The sequence below is a fragment of the Nocardioides exalbidus genome (assembly GCF_900105585.1).
GTDB classification, from domain to species: domain Bacteria; phylum Actinomycetota; class Actinomycetes; order Propionibacteriales; family Nocardioidaceae; genus Nocardioides; species Nocardioides exalbidus.
The window spans coordinates 516,524-534,010 of record NZ_FNRT01000002.1 but is presented as its reverse complement, the minus strand read 5'-3'; the positions used below and the strand labels follow the sequence as shown (position 1 = coordinate 534,010).

Sequence of the window (17,487 nt, the reverse complement as noted above, 5' to 3'; positions counted from 1 at the left end):
AGCCGGGGGATCACGAATCGGACGACCACGGACAATCCGGTTGCCGCGGTGGGCGAGAATGTCTCCCGCTGTGAAGATCACCTATCCCGCCGAGCTCCCGGTCTCCGCGCGCCGCGACGACATCGCGGAGGCGATCCGCGACCACCAGGTCGTGATCGTGGCCGGCGAGACCGGCTCCGGGAAGACCACCCAGCTGCCCAAGATCTGCCTCGAGCTCGGCCGCGGTCTCGGGTCCGCCGAGGGTGGCAAGCTCATCGGGCACACCCAGCCGCGGCGGATCGCCGCCCGCTCGGTCGCCGAGCGCATCGCCGAGGAGCTCGGCACCGAGCTCGGCGACGTCGTCGGCTACCAGGTCCGGTTCACCGACCGCACGAGCCGCTCGAGCCGGGTCAAGCTGATGACCGACGGCATCCTGCTGGCCGAGCTGCAGCGCGACCGCGACCTGCGCAAGTACGACACGATCATCATCGACGAGGCCCACGAGCGCAGCCTCAACATCGACTTCCTCCTCGGCTACCTCAAGCGGCTGCTCCCGCGCCGGCCCGACCTCAAGGTGATCATCACCAGCGCGACCATCGACGTCGATCGCTTCGCCGCGCACTTCGACGCGCCGGTCGTCGAGGTGTCGGGACGGACGTACCCCGTGGAGGTCCGCTACCGGCCGCTCCTCGAGCTGCCGGAGGAGGACGAGGAGGGCGAGCCCGTCCAGCGCGACCAGACCGAGGCGATCCTCGACGCCGTCCGCGAGCTCTCGGCGGAGGGCCCCGGCGACGTGCTGGTCTTCCTGCCCGGGGAGCGGGAGATCCGCGACACCGCCGACGCGTTCGACGCCCTCAGGAGCGACCGGCTCGAGATCGTCCCGCTCTACTCGCGCCTCAGCGCGGCCGACCAGCACCGGGTCTTCTCCAGCCACTCCTCGATCGTGCGCCGGGTCGTGCTCGCCACCAACGTCGCCGAGACGTCGCTGACCGTCCCCGGGATCCGGTACGTCGTCGACACGGGCGTCGCGCGGATCAGCCGCTACTCCGTGCGCACCAAGGTGCAGCGGCTGCCCATCGAACCCATCAGCCAGGCCTCCGCCAACCAGCGCTCCGGTCGCTGCGGGCGCGTGTCGGAGGGCATCGCGATCCGGCTCTACTCCGAGGAGGACTTCGAGGCGCGCCCGGAGTTCACCGACCCCGAGATCCTGCGCACCAACCTGGCCAGCGTCATCCTCCAGATGGCCTCGCTGCGCCTCGGTGACATCGCGCGCTTCCCCTTCGTCGAGCCACCCGACCGCCGCAACATCAAGGCCGGCACCGACCTGCTCGACGAGCTCGGCGCGCTCTCCACCGCCCCCGAGCCGCAACGTCATGAGAATCCCCGGTCCGGACCGGGACGACCCATGACGTCCCGTCCGGGCGTCCGGCTGACCGAGGTCGGCAGGCGCCTCGCCCGCCTCCCGATCGACCCCCGGCTGGGCCGGATGATCATCGAGGCCGATCGCCTCGGCTGCCTGCGCGACGTGCTCGTGATCTCCGCCGCGCTCTCGATCCAGGATCCCCGCGAGCGCCCCGAGGAGCAGCGGGCCCAGGCCGACCAGCTCCACGCGCGGTTCAAGCACGAGTCGAGCGACTTCCTCACCTGGCTCAACCTGTGGCGGCACGTCAAGGAGCAGCAGAAGGAGCTCTCGTCGAGCGCCTTCCGCCGGATGTGCAAGCGCGAGCACCTCAACTACATGCGCATCCGCGAGTGGCAGGACTACGAGTCCCAGCTCCGCCAGGTCGCCAAGGAGATGAAGCTCCACGTCGGGCACCCGTCCGACACCCCCGACGAGGACGGCATCCACCAGGCGCTGCTGTCCGGCCTGCTCAGCCACATCGGCGCGCTGGAGGAGCGGGAGAAGGCGAAGCCGGGCGAGCGGCGCCCGATGCGGGAGTACCTCGGCGCCCGCAACGCACGCTTCGCGATCTTCCCCGGCAGCGTGCTGCGCGGCAGCAACCCCGGATTCGTGATGAGCGCCGAGCTCGTCGAGACCTCGCGCCTGTGGGCCCGCCAGAACGCCGCGATCAAGCCCGAGTGGGCCGAGACCCTCGGCGCCCACCTGGTGAAGCGGACCTACTCGGAGCCGCACTGGTCGACCAAGCGCGCCGCCGTGATGGCGCGCGAGCGGGTGACGCTGTACGGCGTCCCGCTGGTCGCCGACCGGCTGGTGCAGTACGGCCGGATCGACCCGCCGCTCGCCCGCGAGCTGTTCATCCGCCACGCGCTGGTGCAGCGCGAGTGGTCCTCGCGCCACCGGTTCCTCGCCGAGAACGCCCGCCTGCTCGAGGAGGCCGAGGAGCTCGAGCACCGCGCCCGGCGCCGCGACATCGTGGTCGACGAGGAGACCCTCTTCGAGTTCTACGACCGCCGGGTCGGCGCCGACGTGGTCAGCGGCCAGCACTTCGACCAGTGGTGGAAGCGCGCCCGGCAGAAGCGGCCCGACCTGCTCACCTTCGACCCGGCGATGCTGACCCACGACACGGCCGACGACGTGCGCGCGACCGACTTCCCCACGCAGTGGCAGGACTCCGACGAGGCCGGGCTGACCTTCCCGATCAGCTACCACTTCGAGCCCGGCGCGGTCGATGACGGGCTCACGATCGACGTCCCCGTGGCGACCCTCAACCGCATCGAGGCCGATGACTTCTCGTGGCTCGTGCCCGGCCTGCGCGAGGAGCTGGTCACCGAGCTGATCCGCTCGCTTCCCAAGAACCTCCGCGTCTCGATGGTCCCCGCGCCCAACACCGCGCGCGAGTTCCTCGCGGCGACCCCGCCCGGCGCCGAGCCGCTCCTGGACGCGCTCGAGCGCTTCGCCCGCAGCACCCGCAGCTTGGTGATCGACCGCGAGGCGTGGGACTGGTCGAAGGTCCCCTCGCACCTGCGGCCGACCTACCGCGTCGTGACCGAGGAGGGCACCGTGGCCGGTCGCGGCAAGGACCTCGACGCGCTCAAGGAACCGCTGCGGCCGAACTTCGAGCAGGCGATGGCCGACGTCGCAGCCGACTCGGGAATCACCTCCACCGGGCAGACCACCTGGACCTTCGGCACCGTCGAGGAGTCCTTCGTCCAGCGGCGCGCGGGCCACGAGGTCCGCGGCTTCCCGGCCCTCGTCGACGAGGGCGCGACCGTCGGCCTGCAGGTGCTCGCCACGGCGGACGAGGCGGCGGCGCACCACCGGCTCGGTGTACGCCGTCTCGTGCTCCTCGCGCTCGGCCCGGCGGCCCCTGTCGACGACGTGCTCGCCGCGGCCGGCCTCGACCAGAGGGCCAAGCTCGCACTGGTCGGGTCGCCGTACCCCTCGGTCGCCGACCTGCTCGACGACGTGCGCGCCGGCATCGTCGGCGAGGTGGTCGACGCGCGACCCACGGTCCGCGACGAGGCGGCGTACGACGACGCGGTGGCCGCCGCCCGCGAGGCCGTGGCCGCCGGGACGAGTGCCGCGGTGCACGACGTGATGCGGGTGCTGGAGTCGTGGCGCGCGACCGACAAGGCGATCTCCGGCCGCGCCGACCTGATGACGCTGCCCGCACTGACCGACATGCGCGCCCAGGTGGGCCGGCTGATGACGGCCGGGTTCGTCGCCGACGCCGGCCCGGCGCGGCTGCGCGACCTGAGCCGCTACCTCACCGCGGTGGCCCACCGTCGCGAGCGCCTCGACCAGCAGGTCGTCCGCGACCGACAGCTGATGGACCAGCTGTCCGGTCTCCAGGAGGCCTGGCTGCACGCCGTCGCCGCGCTCCCCGACGGCCAGCCGGTGCCGGCGCACCTGCGCGACGCACGGTGGCTGCTGGAGGAGTACCGCGTCTCGCTCTTCGCCCAGGCCCTCGGCACGCGCGAGAAGGTCAGCGACCAGCGGATCCGCAAGGTGATGGCGCGCTCCGCGGGTTGAGCAGGCACGACGGCGCGGTGTCGTGACCAGGTCCTAACCTGTCGTGGTGAGCGATCGCATCCACCACCGCCCGATGACCCCCGGTGACGGCTTCTTCGCCGACATCGTCGGGGGCGCCGATCCCGCGCAGGTGCGCGAGGCGGGCGACCTCGCCGCGACGGTGCTCGTCCGCGGGGCGCGCGAGTCGGACGACCCGACGCTCGCGGAGCGGGTCGTCCACCTCGCCGAGACCGAGGGCCTCGAGACGCTCGCCGAGGTCTGGTCCGGCGCGCCCGCCGACACCCTGGCCGGCAGCCTGTGGCGGCTGTTCCTCCTCCGCTCGTGGGTGCACGCCGACCCCGAGCGCGTCGCTGCCGAGTACGACGCCGGCCAGCGCAGGGTCGACGTGGCCCGTGTCGTCGCCGGGGTCGCCGACCCGCCCGGCCCCGACGAGCTGCGCTCCATGGTCGACGACGTGCTGCGCGGCATCGCCCGTGGTGACTTCGCCGTCACGCTCTTCCGGGCCGCCGCCTTCGCCCGGATCGTCGCCGCCGGGCGCGCCAGCCTGGACGCGTCGCACGACGAGATCTCCCGGATGCTGGCCCTGTCGGAGCAGCTCGAGGCGGCCGGACATGGGGAAATCGCGGACACGCTGGCGTAGCCACTTACAATGGTCATGAGTGCGTCGGGCTGTGGCAGCCCCGGGTCCCAAAATAAGCCGCTACGAGCGGCCACGCGCCGTGAGGCGCTCCCGGTCCGGCGCACTCGTCACCTCCTCCGGCCCTAGGCTCGGGCTGTGACTGACGACGTCGAGGCCCACTACGCACCCGAGATCGACGGCGAGCCCGACCCGGGCGAGGTCGTGTGGGCGTGGGTCCCCTACGAGGACGACCCGAGCCAGGGCAAGGACCGGCCGGTGCTGGTGCTCGACGAGGATCCCGACGGCCCCGGCTGGGTCGGGCTGATGCTCAGCAGCCAGGACCACGACCGCGACGCCGAGGACGAGGCACGCCACGGCCGTCACTGGATGGACGTCGGCACCGGCGGCTGGGACGCGCAGCGCCGGCCCAGCGAGGTGCGCCTCGACCGGCTGGTCCGCCTCAGCCCTGACGGCGTACGCCGCGAGGGGGCCGCGCTGGACCGCGCGACCTTCGACGCCGTCGTCTCCGCCCGCCGTGGACTCCCTCGGTAGGGTCTCGCTGTGCTTGGTGCTCCTGTCTCCCGATCGACCCTCCGTCGAGGTGCCCTCGCCGGCTGCGCGCTCATGGTCGCGCTGGCCACCGCGGCGTGCACCGGCGACGCCGACCCGGAGCCCGGGCCGGGCCCGAAGCCGACCAAGACCGGCAAGCCGACCGACAAGCCGCGCCAGGTCACCTTCGGCGCCTACGGCACCGACGAGGAGGTCGCGGCGTTCCAGAGCGTCGTCGACTCCTTCAACGCCACCTCGACCACCCGCCAGGTGACGCTCAAGTCGTGGCCCGACCACGAGTCCGCGCTCGAGGACGTGCTGGCCGGCGACGCGCCCGACGCCTTCCTCACCTCGCGCATCGACCTCGGCCAGCTGGTCAACGCCGAGGCCCTCCAGCCGGTGAGCCTGCTGCTCGACGAGCGCGGGGTCGACTTCGGCGACCGGTTCTCGCGCGACGCCGTCGACGCCTTCGCGATGAACGACGACCTGCAGTGCATGGCGTACTCCATCTCGCCGATGGTCATCTACTACAACACCAAGCTCGTCGACTGGGACAAGATGGAGCGTCGCGACTACGACGTGCCCACGCCCAACGCCGACGGGGTGCGCGACCGCTGGACGCTCGCCGAGTTCGGTGACGCCGCGCGCTTCGCCTCGCGCCGCGGTGATCGTCGCGGGGTCTGGATCGACCCGACCCTCCAGGGCCTGGCCCCGTTCATCTACTCCGGCGGCGGCCAGGTCTTCGACGACGACCGCGAGCCGACCTCGCTCGCCTTCACCGACGACGGCACCCGCGACGCGCTGAACCAGACGCTGCAGATCCTGCGCGACTCGACGCTCACGCCGACCAACGCCCAGCTCGCCCGCGCCACGCCGGTCCAGCTGTTCAAGCGCGGCGAGCTCGCAATGATCGCCGGCTTCCGCAACCTCGTCCCGCAGCTGCGCGACGCCGAGAAGCTCGACTTCGACGTGATGCCGATGCCGACCATCAACGACCGCGCCACGGTCGGCGACATCACCGGGCTCTGCCTGTCCGCCGACTCGAAGGTGACGGGGGACGCGGCCGACTTCATCGCCTACGCCGTCTCCGACGCCGCGAGCGCCACGGTCGCCAAGACCGGCTACATCGTGCCGGCCAACACCGAGGTCGCGTCCTCCGACGACTTCCTCGCCCCCGAGCTCGAGCCCGCGGACGCGGCGGTCTACAACGCGAGCATCCGCTACATGGTGGTGCCGCCGTTCATCGACCAGCGGCTCGAGCTGATCGAGGCGGTGACCCCGTTCCTCGAGCGGATGGTGACCGCCCCCGGCGTGCTCGACCTCGACCTGGTCACCGAGCAGATCGACGAGGCGTCGCAGGCGATCCTCTCGCCGCCCGACGAGACCGAGACGCCGACGGAGACGCCCACCGACGACCCGAGCGACTCGCCGACCGAGTAGCTGCTCGCTCCTGAGTCTCCAGGAGACTCAGGACCGAGGAGCCGGGCTCAGCCGGGCTCGACCTCGGCGCCGAGGACCGCGCCGACGAGGGCGCCGGTGACGAGCTCGGCCTGCCACGGCCGTGCGCCGTAGGACGCCAGCTGCTGGCGGATGCCCTCGGCCAGGGCGGCCGGCTCCCGGGTCGCCGGCGGCGCCCACATGAGCCGGCGGAGGTAGTCGGGGGTCAGCAGGTTCTCCACCGGGAGGTGGTGGACCTCGGCGAGGTTGAGCATCGACTCGCGGGCGGCCTTGAAGCGCCGGTCGGCGACCGGGTCGCGGTCGGCCCACGTGCGCGGGTGGGGCGGTCCGTCGCCCCGGGGAGCGCGGCTCGGCAGCTCGTCCTCGGACATCTCGCGCACCCGGGTGAGTGCATCGACCCAGCTCGCGGCGTAGCGGCTGGCGCCGCGGCCGTGGAAGCCCTGGAGGGCGAGGAGCGCGCGGCGGTCGGAGGGCATCGCGGTCGCGGCGACGACGATCGCGGAGTCCGGCAGGATCCGGCCGGGGGTGACGTCGCGCTCGGCGGCGATCTCGTCGCGGGCCTCCCAGAGCGCCTTCGCGGCCCCGAGGGACCGGCGCCCGCGCAGCCGGTGCACCCCGGACGTACGCCGCCACGCGTCGACGCGCACGGCGGGCTCGAAGCCGAGGAGGTGCTCGAACTCCTGGCGGGCCCACTCGGTCTTCCCGGCCTCGGCGAGCTCGCCGATCATGTGCTCGCGCAGCTCGATGAGCACCTCGACGTCGAGCGCGGCGTAGTCGAGCCAGGGCGTGGGCAGCGGGCGCGTCGACCAGTCGGCGGCAGAGTGCTCCTTGCGCATCCGCTGGCCGAGGATCGTCTCGACGAGGGTGGCCAGGCCGACGCGCGGGTAGCCGAGTAGCCGTCCGGCCAGCTCGGTGTCGAACAGGCTGGTCGGGGTCAGGCCCACCTCGCGGAGGCAGGGGAGGTCCTGGGTCGCCGCGTGGAGGATCCACTCGGCGCCGGCGAGCGCCTCCTGGAGCGGCGCGAGCGTGGTCATCGGGATCGGGTCGATCAGCCACGTGCCGGCGCCCTCGCGGCGCAGCTGGATCAGGTAGGCCCGGTTGGAGTAGCGGTAGCCCGACGCGCGCTCGGCATCGATCGCGACCGGACCGGTCGCGGCGGCGAGCGCCGCGCAGGCCTCGAGGAGACCGGCGTCGGTGTCGACGACCTCGGGCAGGCCGTCGCGCAGCTCCAGGAGCGGCGCGGGCGGCGCCTCGGCGTCGGGGGAGGCCCCGGCATCGGGGGAGGGTGCGGCGTCGGGAGCTTCGTCGGGCGCGGTGGCGGGCTCGGCGTCAGGACTGTGCGGCGTCTCTGGCATCTGCTCAGGTGCCGCGCTGCCCGCGACGGCTCGGGATGGCGATGACGCCCTCGGGCACGGGGGCCAGGCCGACGGCCGTGCACATCAGCTCGCCCCACGCCTCCACGTGGGCCGTCATGTCGAGCGCGCCCCCGTCGTCGACGTCGGGGGTCCACGACGCCCGGATCTCGACCTGGGCGGTGCCCTCCTCGTCGGCCATCCCGCCGAAGCTCTCGGTGGTGACGCAGGTGACCGTGCCGGACGCCGCGTGGTAGTCGGCGCCGTGCGCCTCCAGCGCCTCGGTGAGCCACGACCAGCCGACGGCGGCCAGCATCGGGTCGGCGCCGAGCTCGGGGTCGATGTCGGCGCGGGCGTAGGCCACGCAGCGGAAGGTGCCGTCCCACGCGTCGTTGCCCGCGGGGTCGTGCAGCAGGATCAGCCGGCCGGTGCCGAGGTCCTCGTCGTCGACGGTGACGTCGGCGCTCAGGGCCGACGACCAGGGGGCGATCCGCTGGGGTGCGGGCATCTCCTCGCAGAAGACCTCCGGGCGCAGTGCGGCCCGACGCATCGACTCCACAGCCGCGCGGAACTCCGCGGGCCCAGCCGCGGCAGCACTGCCCGGGTGGGTCTCGTGACGGGCCACCATGCCAGCCAGCGTAAGCCAGCCCACGTCCTCGTGGATGTGCCGCCACGCCGCCTGACCTGCGAAGATTCGAGGGTGACAGACGCCGGCCAGACCCCCCACCCGGGGCTCGCGCAGAGCCCGTTCCTCGCCGCGGCGAGGGGTGAGGCGCCGTCGCACACGCCGGTCTGGTTCATGCGCCAGGCAGGTCGCTCCCTGCCGGAGTACCTCGCGGTCCGCGAGGGCATCGGGATGCTCGAGTCGTGCATGGACGCCGACCTCGTCACCGAGATCACGCTCCAGCCCGTCCGCCGCTACGGCGTCGACGCCGCGATCTTCTTCTCCGACATCGTGCTGCCGCTGAAGGCCGTCGGGGTCGACCTCGACATCAAGCCCGGCGTCGGCCCGGTCGTGGCGTCACCGGTGCGCACCCTCGCCGACGTCGAGGCGATCCCCGACCTGACCGACGAACACGTCCCCTTCATCACGCAGGCCGTGCGCCAGCTCGTCGCCGAGCTCGGCGCCACCCCGCTCATCGGCTTCGCCGGTGCGCCCTTCACCGTCGCGTCCTACCTCGTCGAGGGCGGTCCCTCGAAGGAGCACGCGAAGACGAAGGCGATGATGTTCGGCGCCCCCGACGTGTGGGACGCGCTCATGCGCAAGATCGCCGGCATCGCGGCCGCCTACCTCCGGATCCAGGTCGAGGCCGGCGCCTCGGCCGTGCAGCTCTTCGACTCCTGGGCGGGCGCACTCACCCCCGACGACTACCGCGCCTCCGTCATGCCGCACTCACAGCGCGTGCTCGCCGCGGCGGGCGAGCTCGGCGTGCCGCGCATCCACTTCGGCGTCGGCACCACCAACCTCCTCGGCCTGATGGGCGAGGCAGGTGCCGACGTGGTCGGCGTCGACTGGCGTACGCCGCTGGAGCTGGCGATCCCGCAGGTGGGGGACCGGGCCGTCCAGGGCAACCTCGACCCGACGCTGGTGTTCGCCCCGACCGAGGTGATGACGCAGCGGGCGGCGGCGATCATCGACGCCGGCCGGGCGGCCGCGGGGCACATCTTCAACCTCGGCCACGGCGTGATCCCGTCGACCGACCCCGATCAGCTGGCGCGGCTCACAGACTTCGTGCACGGCTACTGATCGGCGTCACGGGCGAGGGGACCGTCACCGGGTCCGACCCGGTCGCCGGCAGCTCGAGCGAGGCGAGGTAGGCGCGCGCCTGCCGCACGAGCGCGGTCTGCAGGTCGCGCAGCGGCTCCGAGACCCGCTCGGCGCGCCGGCGCAGCATCAGCAGCGTGACGGTGGTCTGGTCGGTCTGGATCGGCCGCGTCGTCAGCACCCCGGCGCGCACCAGCGGGTCGCCCGTGATCGAGAAGTCGGGCAGGATCGACAGGCCCAGGCCCGCCGCGACCATCGCCTTGCCCATCTCGGCCCCGTCGGTGGCGTACGTCGTCTCCGGCAGCGCGCCCGCGAAGAGGCGGTGGGCGTAGCGGTGCATGACGAAGCCGGGCCTCATCAAGACGTGCGGCTCGGCGCGCAGGTCGTCGATGGTGACCCGCTCCTTGGAGGTCAGCGGGTGGTCGGAGCGCAGGCAGGCGACCGGCGTGCCCTCGATGAGCTTGTCCGCGACCAGCGTCGGCGGCACCTCGTCGCCGGGGAGGACGTTGACCAGGCCGAGGTCGAGCGATCCTTCGGCGAGTCCCTGCTGGATGTCGGTCTGGCGGCCGTTGACGACCTCGATGCCCCCCGATCCGTGGCGCGCATGGAGGTCGCGGAGCGCCGGGGCGAGCAGGCTCGACGACGCCGTGTTCACGGTGCCGATGCGCAGGTCGCGTCGGCGTACGGACTGCTGGCCCGCGGCCTCGCGCAGCCGATCGACCGCCTCGAGCACCTCCGTCATGCTCTGCAGCAGGTCGAGGCCCTGGCGGCTGATCCGCGAGCCGGTGCGCCGACGGTCGAGCAGCGTCGTGCCGAGCTCCTTCTCGAGCTTGGTCACCGCCTCGCTCAGGGCCGGCTGGGAGATGTGCATCGCCTCGCTCGCGCGTCGCAGCGACCCGTGCTCGGTCACTGCCGCGAGGTACTCCAGCTGTTCGATCCGCACCCGTTGCTCCTGCTCTCTGCTGACGTGATCTGGCGTGGTGGTCGGCAAAACCTGCTGCCGGGAAGTCGTGGTCCGCGACCCCGACTCCCTAAAGTCTACTAAGTAACTATACAAAACGGGAGGAACCACCCATGACCACCCTGCGTGTCCGACCCACCCTCAGTCGGTCCACCCCTCGCCCGCCCGGCCCGCAGTCCACCGACTGGCCGGCCGTGTTCGCCGCTGTCGGCGAGGGCGCACTCCAGCGCGAGCTCGACGGCGCACTGCCCGTCGAGGCGGTCGCGCGCCTCAAGGCCGCGGGCTTCGGCGCCCTGCGCGTCCCGGTCGCCCACGGCGGCTCCGGCCTCGACCTCGTCGACCTGGCCGGCCTGTGGATCGACCTCGCCGCGGCCGACGCCAACCTGCCGCAGGCCTTCCGCGGGCACTTCGCGCTCGTCGAGGACCGGCTGTGGCACCACGCGCGCTCGAGCGACCAGCGCGTGTCGTTCGACCGGTTCGCCGCCGGTGAGATCGCGGGCAACGCGTGGTCCGAGGTCGGCTCCGACATCGACCTCCCGCGCACCGTGCTGCGTCCCCGCGCCGACGGGTCCTACCGCCTCGACGGCACGAAGTACTACACGACCGGCACGATCTTCGCCGAGTGGGTCGACGTGCACGCGCGCGTCGCCCGACCCGGCCACCCCGACGAGGTCGAGGACCCGACCGCGATCGCCCTGGTCGACACCCGCGACGGTGGCGTCGTCACCGCGGACGACTGGAACGGCTTCGGACAGAAGGGCACCGGCAGCGGGACGACCACCTTCGACAACGTCGGCGTGCCGGCCGACCACGTGCTGCCGTTCGAGGAGCGCTTCCCGTACCAGACCGCGTTCTACCAGCTGAACCTCCTCGCGACGCTGACCGGCATCGCGAGGGCCGCGCTCGCCGACGTCGTCGACGCCGTGCAGAAGCGCACCCGCAACTTCTCCCACGCCAACGCACCGCGCGTGCGCGACGACGCGCAGGTGCTCGCCCGGATCGGCGAGATCGCCGCGGCGGTGTACGCCGCGGAGGCCGCGACGCTGCGTGTCGCGGGCAGCGTCCAGGCCGTGGCCGACGCGGTGCTCGCCGACGCCGACGAGGTCGCCCGCCTCGTCGAGGTCAGCGAGATCGAGTCGTCGACCGCGCAGGTCGTGGTCTCCGAGCTCGTGCTGCGGGCGACGTCCGACCTCTTCGACGCGCTCGGCGCCTCCGCGACGGCGCGCCCGCTCGCGCTGGACCGGCACTGGCGCAACGCCCGGACGGTCGCCTCGCACAACCCGCGCATCCTCAAGGCCCGCGTCGTCGGCGCCCACGTCGTCAACGGCACCCCGCCGCCGTACGCCTGGTCGATCGGTGGCACCCGCCGCCGCCAGGACTGGGCGCCCGCCCCCACCAGCTGACCGGTCACGCACCGGCACCCGAGGGCGACGGGTGGTGCCTGGCCGGACCTGAACCGGTCTGGCTGCAAGGCACCACCTGTCACCCGATCGCCATCCCCGCTGGACGGGTGCGGGAGATCGGGCTCACCCGCTGCTAATTTTGTCTACAAGATCGATAGAGATAAGCCATGAAACCCGACCTGATCAGCACTGCCGAGGAGCACCGATGAGCACCAGCCGACCGATCGCGAGCGAGCCGCTGAAGTTCGCCTACTGGGTCCCCAACGTCTCCGGTGGCCTGGTCATCTCCGACATCGAGCAGCGCACCGGCTGGGACTACGACTACAACAAGCGCCTCGCGCAGACGGCCGAGAACAACGGCTTCGACTACGCGCTGACCCAGGTGCGCTACACCGCGTCCTACGGCGCCGCCTACCAGCACGAGGCCACCAGCTTCAGCCTGGCGCTGCTGCTCGCCACCGAGCGGCTCAAGGTCATCTCCGCCGTCCACCCCTACATGTGGCAACCGGGCGTGCTGGCGAAGTTCATCGCCACCGCCGACCACCTGAGCAACGGCCGTGCGGCGATCAACGTCGTGTCCGGCTGGTTCAAGGACGAGGCCACCAACATGGGGGTGCGGTGGCTCGAGCACGGCGAGCGCTACCGGATGGCCGAGGAGTTCATCTCCTACATCCGCGAGATCTGGAGCACCGACGCAGCCGAGTTCCGCGGGGAGTTCTTCCAGCTGCGCGACTTCTCGATGAACCCCAAGCCGCTGGACCTGCCCGGGCGTCCGCTCCCGGAGATCTTCCAGGGCGGCAACTCCGGCGTCGCGCAGGCGATGGCCGGACGGGTCAGCGACTGGTACTTCGCGAACGGCAACACCCCCGACGGGATCGCCGAGCAGGTCGCGGGCGTCTCGGCGTCCGCGCGGCAGGCCGGTCGTGCGGTGAAGATCGGGGTCAACGGCTTCATGGTCGCCCGCGACACCGAGGCCGAGGCCCACGCCACCCTCGAGGAGATCATCGCCCGGGCCAACCCCGAGGCGGTCCAGGGCTTCGGTGACGCGGTCAAGCAGGCCGGTCAGTCGACGGGGGACAAGAAGGGCATGTGGCAGGACTCCGACTTCCGCGACCTCGTGCAGTACAACGACGGCTTCCGCACCGGCCTGGTCGGCACGCCCGAGCAGGTCGCCCACCGGATGATCGAGTTCAAGCGCCGCGGTGTCGACCTCTTCCTCCTCGGCTTCCTGCACTTCCAGGAGGAGGTCGAGCACTTCGGCCGCGAGGTCCTCCCCATCGTGCGCGAGCTCGAGGCCGCCGAGCAGGAGCGCGTGGCGTGAAGACACCCCACGACGTTCTCCTCCCCCGCTCCGCTCCTCCGGACAACGCCGCGGGGACCCCGTCTGCCTCCGACCACCCGGCTGGTGACGCGGAACACGTCCCCGTGCTCACCGCCGACGAGGCGATCGCCACCGCCCGCGAGGTCGCCGCCGACCTCGCCGCGACGTCGAGCGAGCGTGACCGCGACCGGATCCTGCCCGCCGCCGAGCTCGAGCGGCTGTCGGCCTCGGGGCTGCTCGCGGTCACGGTGCCGGTCGAGCACGGTGGCGCCGGCCTGTCCGTCGAGACGCTGGTCGAGGTCTTCCGGATCCTCGCCGCCGGCGACCCGAGCGTGGCGCAGGTGCCGCACAGCCACTTCGTGTACGTCAACGCGATGCGGCACCAGGGCACGACCGAGCAGCAGCGGTTCTTCCTCGGCGAGGTGCTCGCCGGCAAGCGGTTCGGCAACGCCCAGTCCGAGACCGGCACCCGGCACGTGCGCGACATCCGCACCGCCCTGACGCCGATCGGCAACGGCCGCTGGACGCTCAACGGGACCAAGGGCTACAGCACCGGTGCCCTCTTCGCCGACTGGATCCCCGTCCTCGCCCACCTCGACACGCTCGCAGCCCCGGGCGAGGGCCCGCTCCACGTCGCGTGGGTCGAGCGACAGGCGCGCGGCGTCACGGTGACCGACGACTGGAACGGGATGGGCCAGCGCACGACCGCCAGCGGCACCGTGGAGCTGGTCGACGTCGAGGTGCACGACGCCCACATCACGCCGTACCACCTCACCTTCACCGGTCCGCAGACCTACGGCGCCTTCGCCCAGGTGCTGCACGCCGCCCTCGACGTCGGCATCGCGCGCGCGGCGCTCGACGAGGCCGCGCGCTTCGTCCGCACGAAGTCGCGCCCGTACCCCGACGCCGGGGTCGAGCGGGCCGCGGACGACCCGCTCGTCGTCCAGGCCCTCGGCCAGATGGAGCTCGACGTGCGCGCCTCCGAGGCGCTGCTGCGGGAGGCCGGTCGCGCCGTCGACGCGGCCGACGCCGACCTGGGCGAGGACACGGCGGCCACGGCCAGCCTGGCCGTCGCCGCCGCCCGCGCGCACTCGGCGAAGACGTCGGTCGAGGTCGCCAGCCGGCTCTTCGAGGTCTCGGGCACCCGCTCGGCCCTCGACTCGCTCAACCTCGACCGGCACTGGCGCAACGCCCGCACCCACACCCTCCACGACCCGGCCGCGTGGAAGGTCCAGCACCTCGGGCGGTACGCCGTCGACGGCACGCCACCGCCCAACCACGGCCAGCTCTGACACCCGTCCCGAAAGGACTGCGATGAAGTTCCACTGGTTCCTGCCCACCAACGGAGGCGACGGCCGCCAGGTCGTCAGCGGCGGCCACGGCGTCGAGCACGGCGTCGCCGGCCGGCCCGCCAGCGTGCCCTACCTCGGGCAGATCGCGCGGAGCGCCGAGCAGCTCGGCTTCGAGGCCGCGCTGACCCCGACCGGCGCGTGGTGCGAGGACGCGTGGCTGACCACGGCCATGCTCGCCCCGCTCTCGGAGCGGCTGAAGTTCCTCGTCGCCTTCCGGCCCGGCCTGACCTCGCCGACCCTGGCCGCGCAGATGGCCGCGACCTTCCAGAACCTCACCGGTGGCCGGCTGCTGCTCAACGTCGTCACCGGCGGTGAGTCGCACGAGCAGCGCGCCTACGGCGACTTCCTCGACAAGGACGAGCGCTACGAGCGCTGCGGCGAGTTCCTCTCGATCGTCCGGCGCCTCTGGACGGGCGAGGAGGTCACCTACGCCGGGCGGCACCTGCGCGTGGACCAGGCCCGGCTCCAGCAGCTGCCCGACCCGATCCCGCAGATCTACTTCGGCGGCTCGTCGCCGGCCGCCGGTGAGGTCGCCGCCGAGCACGCCGACGTCTACCTGACGTGGGGCGAGCCGCCGGCCGCGGTTGCGAAGAAGATCGCCTGGATCAAGGAGCTGGGGGAGAAGCGAGGCCGCGAGCTGACCTACGGCCTGCGCGTCCACACGATCTCCCGCGACACCTCCGAGGAGGCGTGGGCCGAGGCCGACCGGCTGCTCGCCGGCATCGACGAGGCGGACATCGCGCGCGTGCAGGAGGGCCTGCGGCGCTCGGAGTCGGTGGGTCAGCAGAACATGCTCGACCTCAACAACGGCAGCAAGGACGGCCTGGAGATCCACCCGAACCTGTGGGCCGGGGTGGGCCTGGTCCGCGGCGGTGCCGGCACCGCCCTGGTCGGCAGCCACGAGGAGGTCGCCGACCTCGTCGAGGAGTACCACTCCGTCGGGATCGACGAGCTCGTGCTGTCGGCCTACCCCCACCTCGAGGGCGCCTACCAGTTCGGCGAGGGGGTGCTCCCGATCCTCGAGGAGCGCGGTCTGTGGACCAACCCCGCTCCGGTCACCGCACGCGCCTCGGTGCCGTTCGGCGCCCAGAAGGCGGCGTCGTGAGTGCGCCCGGGCTCGACCAGCGCACGCTGCGCGACGCGTTCGGGGCGTTCCCGTCCGGCGTCGTCGCCGTCGCCGCGTCCGTGAAGGGCCAGCTGACGGGCATCGCCGCGTCGTCGTTCACCTCGGTGAGCATCGACCCGCCGCTCGTGTCGTTCTCGATCGCGACGTCCAGCTCCACCTGGCCGGCGCTGCGCGAGGCCGACCGGCTCGGCATCAGCGTGCTCGCCGACCACCACGACGCGGTCTGCCGCCAGCTCGCCGGGCCACGTGAGGAGCGGTTCACCGGGCTGCCCTTCCGGGTCACCGGCAACGGCTCGGTGCTGCTCGACGAGGCCGTCGCGACCTACGACTGCTCCATCCACGACGAGGTCGTCGCCGGCGACCACGTGATCGTGCTGCTCGAGGTGCACGAGGTCGGAGGGGGCGACGGCGAGCACCCGCTCGTCTTCCACCGCTCGGCCTTCGCCAAGCTGCACCGCGACGACCTCGACCCGTCCCGCCTCGACGGCCGGATCAACGGCGCCGAGGTCGACCGGGGCGAGCCGTCCGTCGTACCCGGCGAGGCCCACGACGCGGCCTGATCGCCACCAGACGCCCGGGAGCCAACGCTCCCGGGTCACCAGCGGCCCGGCCTCCCTTGGGCGAAGTGGAGGCCGGGCCGCTGCCTTCGTCGTCCACCCCCGGGGCGCTCAGGCGTCGGCGACCTCGGCAGGTGCCGCGGCGGCCCGGCGACGGCGTACGACGAGCCAGAGTGGGAGGCCGAGCACCAGGGCCGCCACGGCGAAGGGCAGCAGGGCGCCGAGGATCGTCAGCACGGCGACCAGCACCGCACCCATCGCCTTCATGCCACCATCGAGCCCGCTGAGGAAACCGGCCGGCCGGTCGTCCTGGCCCTCGGGGTCGTCCTCGAAGACGTCGACCTGGGAGATGTCGACGGTGATGGTGGACAGCGACGTCTGGTCCTCGAGGTAGGACTGCTGCGACTTCAGCGAGTCGAGCTCGGCCTGGCGGCTCGTGAGCTGCGACTCGATCCAGATGACGTCCTTGAGGCTGTCGGCCTCCGCCAGCAGCAGCTCGACGCGCTCGAGGCTGGCCTCCTGGGCGCGCACGCGCACGCCGGTGTCGATGACCTGCGTCGTGACGTCCTCGGACCCGCGGGTCGAGGACCGCAGCGTGGCCGTGTCCTCGAGCGCCTGCATGGTCGCGGCGAACTTCGCGCTCGGCACCCGCACGACGAGCCGGGAGTAGGACGCGTCGCCCCGCTCGTCGCTCTCGGTGTTCTCCTCGGCGACGTCGCCGGACTGCGCGTCGACGATCCGCTGGACCTCCTGGCGGGTCGCCCGCACGTCGTCGGTGGACAGCGAGACCGCCCCGCTGGAGATGACGGCGCGCTGCATCTCGGGCGTGGTGGGTCCGCCGCCGGGCGCCGAGCCCGTGCGGGAGCCGGCGTCCTTCGCCGTGGACCGGTCGCCGAGCTCACGGGCGGTGCCACCGCTGCTGTCCGAACCACCGCCGGAACCGCTCGACGCCACCGAGTCGGCCGCCGAGCTGTCGCCCGCGCCGTCGCCCGAGCCGGAGGAGCAGGCGGCCAGGAGGGCCGTCATGGTGATCGCGGTCAGGATGCCGGCCGCCCGCAGGCGCGTCGTGGGGAGTCTGCTCATGTCGCGTTCGACGCGGCGCGCGTCGGAG

Annotated in this window: 14 protein-coding genes; 10 read left to right on the top strand and 4 right to left on the bottom strand. The window is 72.7% G+C overall.

All coding sequences use genetic code 11. The features are described from left to right. The first annotated feature begins 58 nt into the window (after positions 1–58). From hrpA to BLV76_RS02915, 4 genes are all read left to right on the top strand, one after another. Positions 59–3,913 carry an ATP-dependent RNA helicase HrpA gene (hrpA, locus tag BLV76_RS02930; protein WP_090967786.1) on the top strand — a complete coding sequence of 1,285 codons (3,855 nt, stop codon included), beginning with the start codon at positions 59–61 and terminating at the stop codon, positions 3,911–3,913. Between the two features lie 46 nt (positions 3,914–3,959). Next, positions 3,960–4,553, top strand: coding sequence for a hypothetical protein (locus tag BLV76_RS02925; protein ID WP_245734517.1), 594 nt, complete (start codon positions 3,960–3,962; stop codon positions 4,551–4,553). Between the two features lie 135 nt (positions 4,554–4,688). After that, positions 4,689–5,084, top strand: a complete 396-nt coding sequence (locus BLV76_RS02920) for a type II toxin-antitoxin system PemK/MazF family toxin (RefSeq protein WP_090967785.1) — start codon at positions 4,689–4,691, stop codon at positions 5,082–5,084. A 9-nt stretch (positions 5,085–5,093) separates the two neighbouring features. Next, positions 5,094–6,521, top strand: coding sequence for an ABC transporter substrate-binding protein (locus BLV76_RS02915; RefSeq protein WP_139306450.1), 1,428 nt, complete (start codon positions 5,094–5,096; stop codon positions 6,519–6,521). 47 nt (positions 6,522–6,568) lie between these two features. Here the strand turns inward: BLV76_RS02915 and BLV76_RS02910 are convergent, their stop codons facing one another. Further along, positions 6,569–7,894 (bottom strand): HRDC domain-containing protein, encoded by a 1,326-nt coding sequence (locus BLV76_RS02910; RefSeq protein WP_090967783.1) that lies wholly within the window; start codon positions 7,892–7,894, stop codon positions 6,569–6,571. 4 nt (positions 7,895–7,898) lie between these two features. Further along, entirely contained in the window at positions 7,899–8,519 is a 621-nt protein-coding gene (locus tag BLV76_RS02905) for a DUF3000 domain-containing protein (RefSeq protein ID WP_090967782.1), read from the bottom strand. A 72-nt stretch (positions 8,520–8,591) separates the two neighbouring features. Between BLV76_RS02905 and hemE the strand changes: the two genes are divergently transcribed. After that, a complete protein-coding gene (gene hemE / locus BLV76_RS02900; protein WP_217630246.1) occupies positions 8,592–9,638 on the top strand; it encodes a uroporphyrinogen decarboxylase in 1,047 nt (348 codons plus the stop codon). Here hemE and BLV76_RS02895 read toward each other — a convergent pair. After that, the gene (locus BLV76_RS02895; RefSeq protein WP_090967780.1) at positions 9,613–10,599 is read right to left on the bottom strand and encodes a LysR family transcriptional regulator; all 987 of its coding nucleotides are present in this window, start codon (positions 10,597–10,599) and stop codon (positions 9,613–9,615) included. The genes hemE and BLV76_RS02895 overlap by 26 nt on opposite strands. Positions 10,600–10,730: 131 nt before the next feature. On the opposite strand from BLV76_RS02895, the gene BLV76_RS02890 reads away from it, so the two are divergent. From BLV76_RS02890 to BLV76_RS02870, 5 genes are all read left to right on the top strand, one after another. Next, positions 10,731–12,020, top strand: a complete 1,290-nt coding sequence (locus BLV76_RS02890) for an acyl-CoA dehydrogenase family protein (RefSeq protein WP_090967779.1) — start codon at positions 10,731–10,733, stop codon at positions 12,018–12,020. Positions 12,021–12,225: 205 nt separating this feature from the next. Further along, positions 12,226–13,341 (top strand): dimethylsulfone monooxygenase SfnG, encoded by a 1,116-nt coding sequence (sfnG, locus tag BLV76_RS02885; RefSeq protein ID WP_090967778.1) that lies wholly within the window; start codon positions 12,226–12,228, stop codon positions 13,339–13,341. Further along, on the top strand, positions 13,338–14,633 hold the full coding sequence (locus tag BLV76_RS02880) for an SfnB family sulfur acquisition oxidoreductase (RefSeq protein WP_245734516.1): 1,296 nt from the start codon (positions 13,338–13,340) through the stop codon (positions 14,631–14,633). The genes sfnG and BLV76_RS02880 overlap by 4 nt, the downstream gene beginning before the upstream one ends. A 22-nt stretch (positions 14,634–14,655) precedes the next feature. Next, positions 14,656–15,798, top strand: a complete 1,143-nt coding sequence (locus tag BLV76_RS02875) for an LLM class flavin-dependent oxidoreductase (RefSeq protein WP_090967776.1) — start codon at positions 14,656–14,658, stop codon at positions 15,796–15,798. Next, positions 15,795–16,379 (top strand): flavin reductase family protein, encoded by a 585-nt coding sequence (locus BLV76_RS02870; RefSeq protein WP_090967775.1) that lies wholly within the window; start codon positions 15,795–15,797, stop codon positions 16,377–16,379. The genes BLV76_RS02875 and BLV76_RS02870 overlap by 4 nt, the downstream gene beginning before the upstream one ends. A 108-nt stretch (positions 16,380–16,487) precedes the next feature. Here the strand turns inward: BLV76_RS02870 and BLV76_RS02865 are convergent, their stop codons facing one another. After that, positions 16,488–17,459 (bottom strand): DUF4349 domain-containing protein, encoded by a 972-nt coding sequence (locus tag BLV76_RS02865; RefSeq protein ID WP_090967774.1) that lies wholly within the window; start codon positions 17,457–17,459, stop codon positions 16,488–16,490. Positions 17,460–17,487 lie beyond the last annotated feature (28 nt).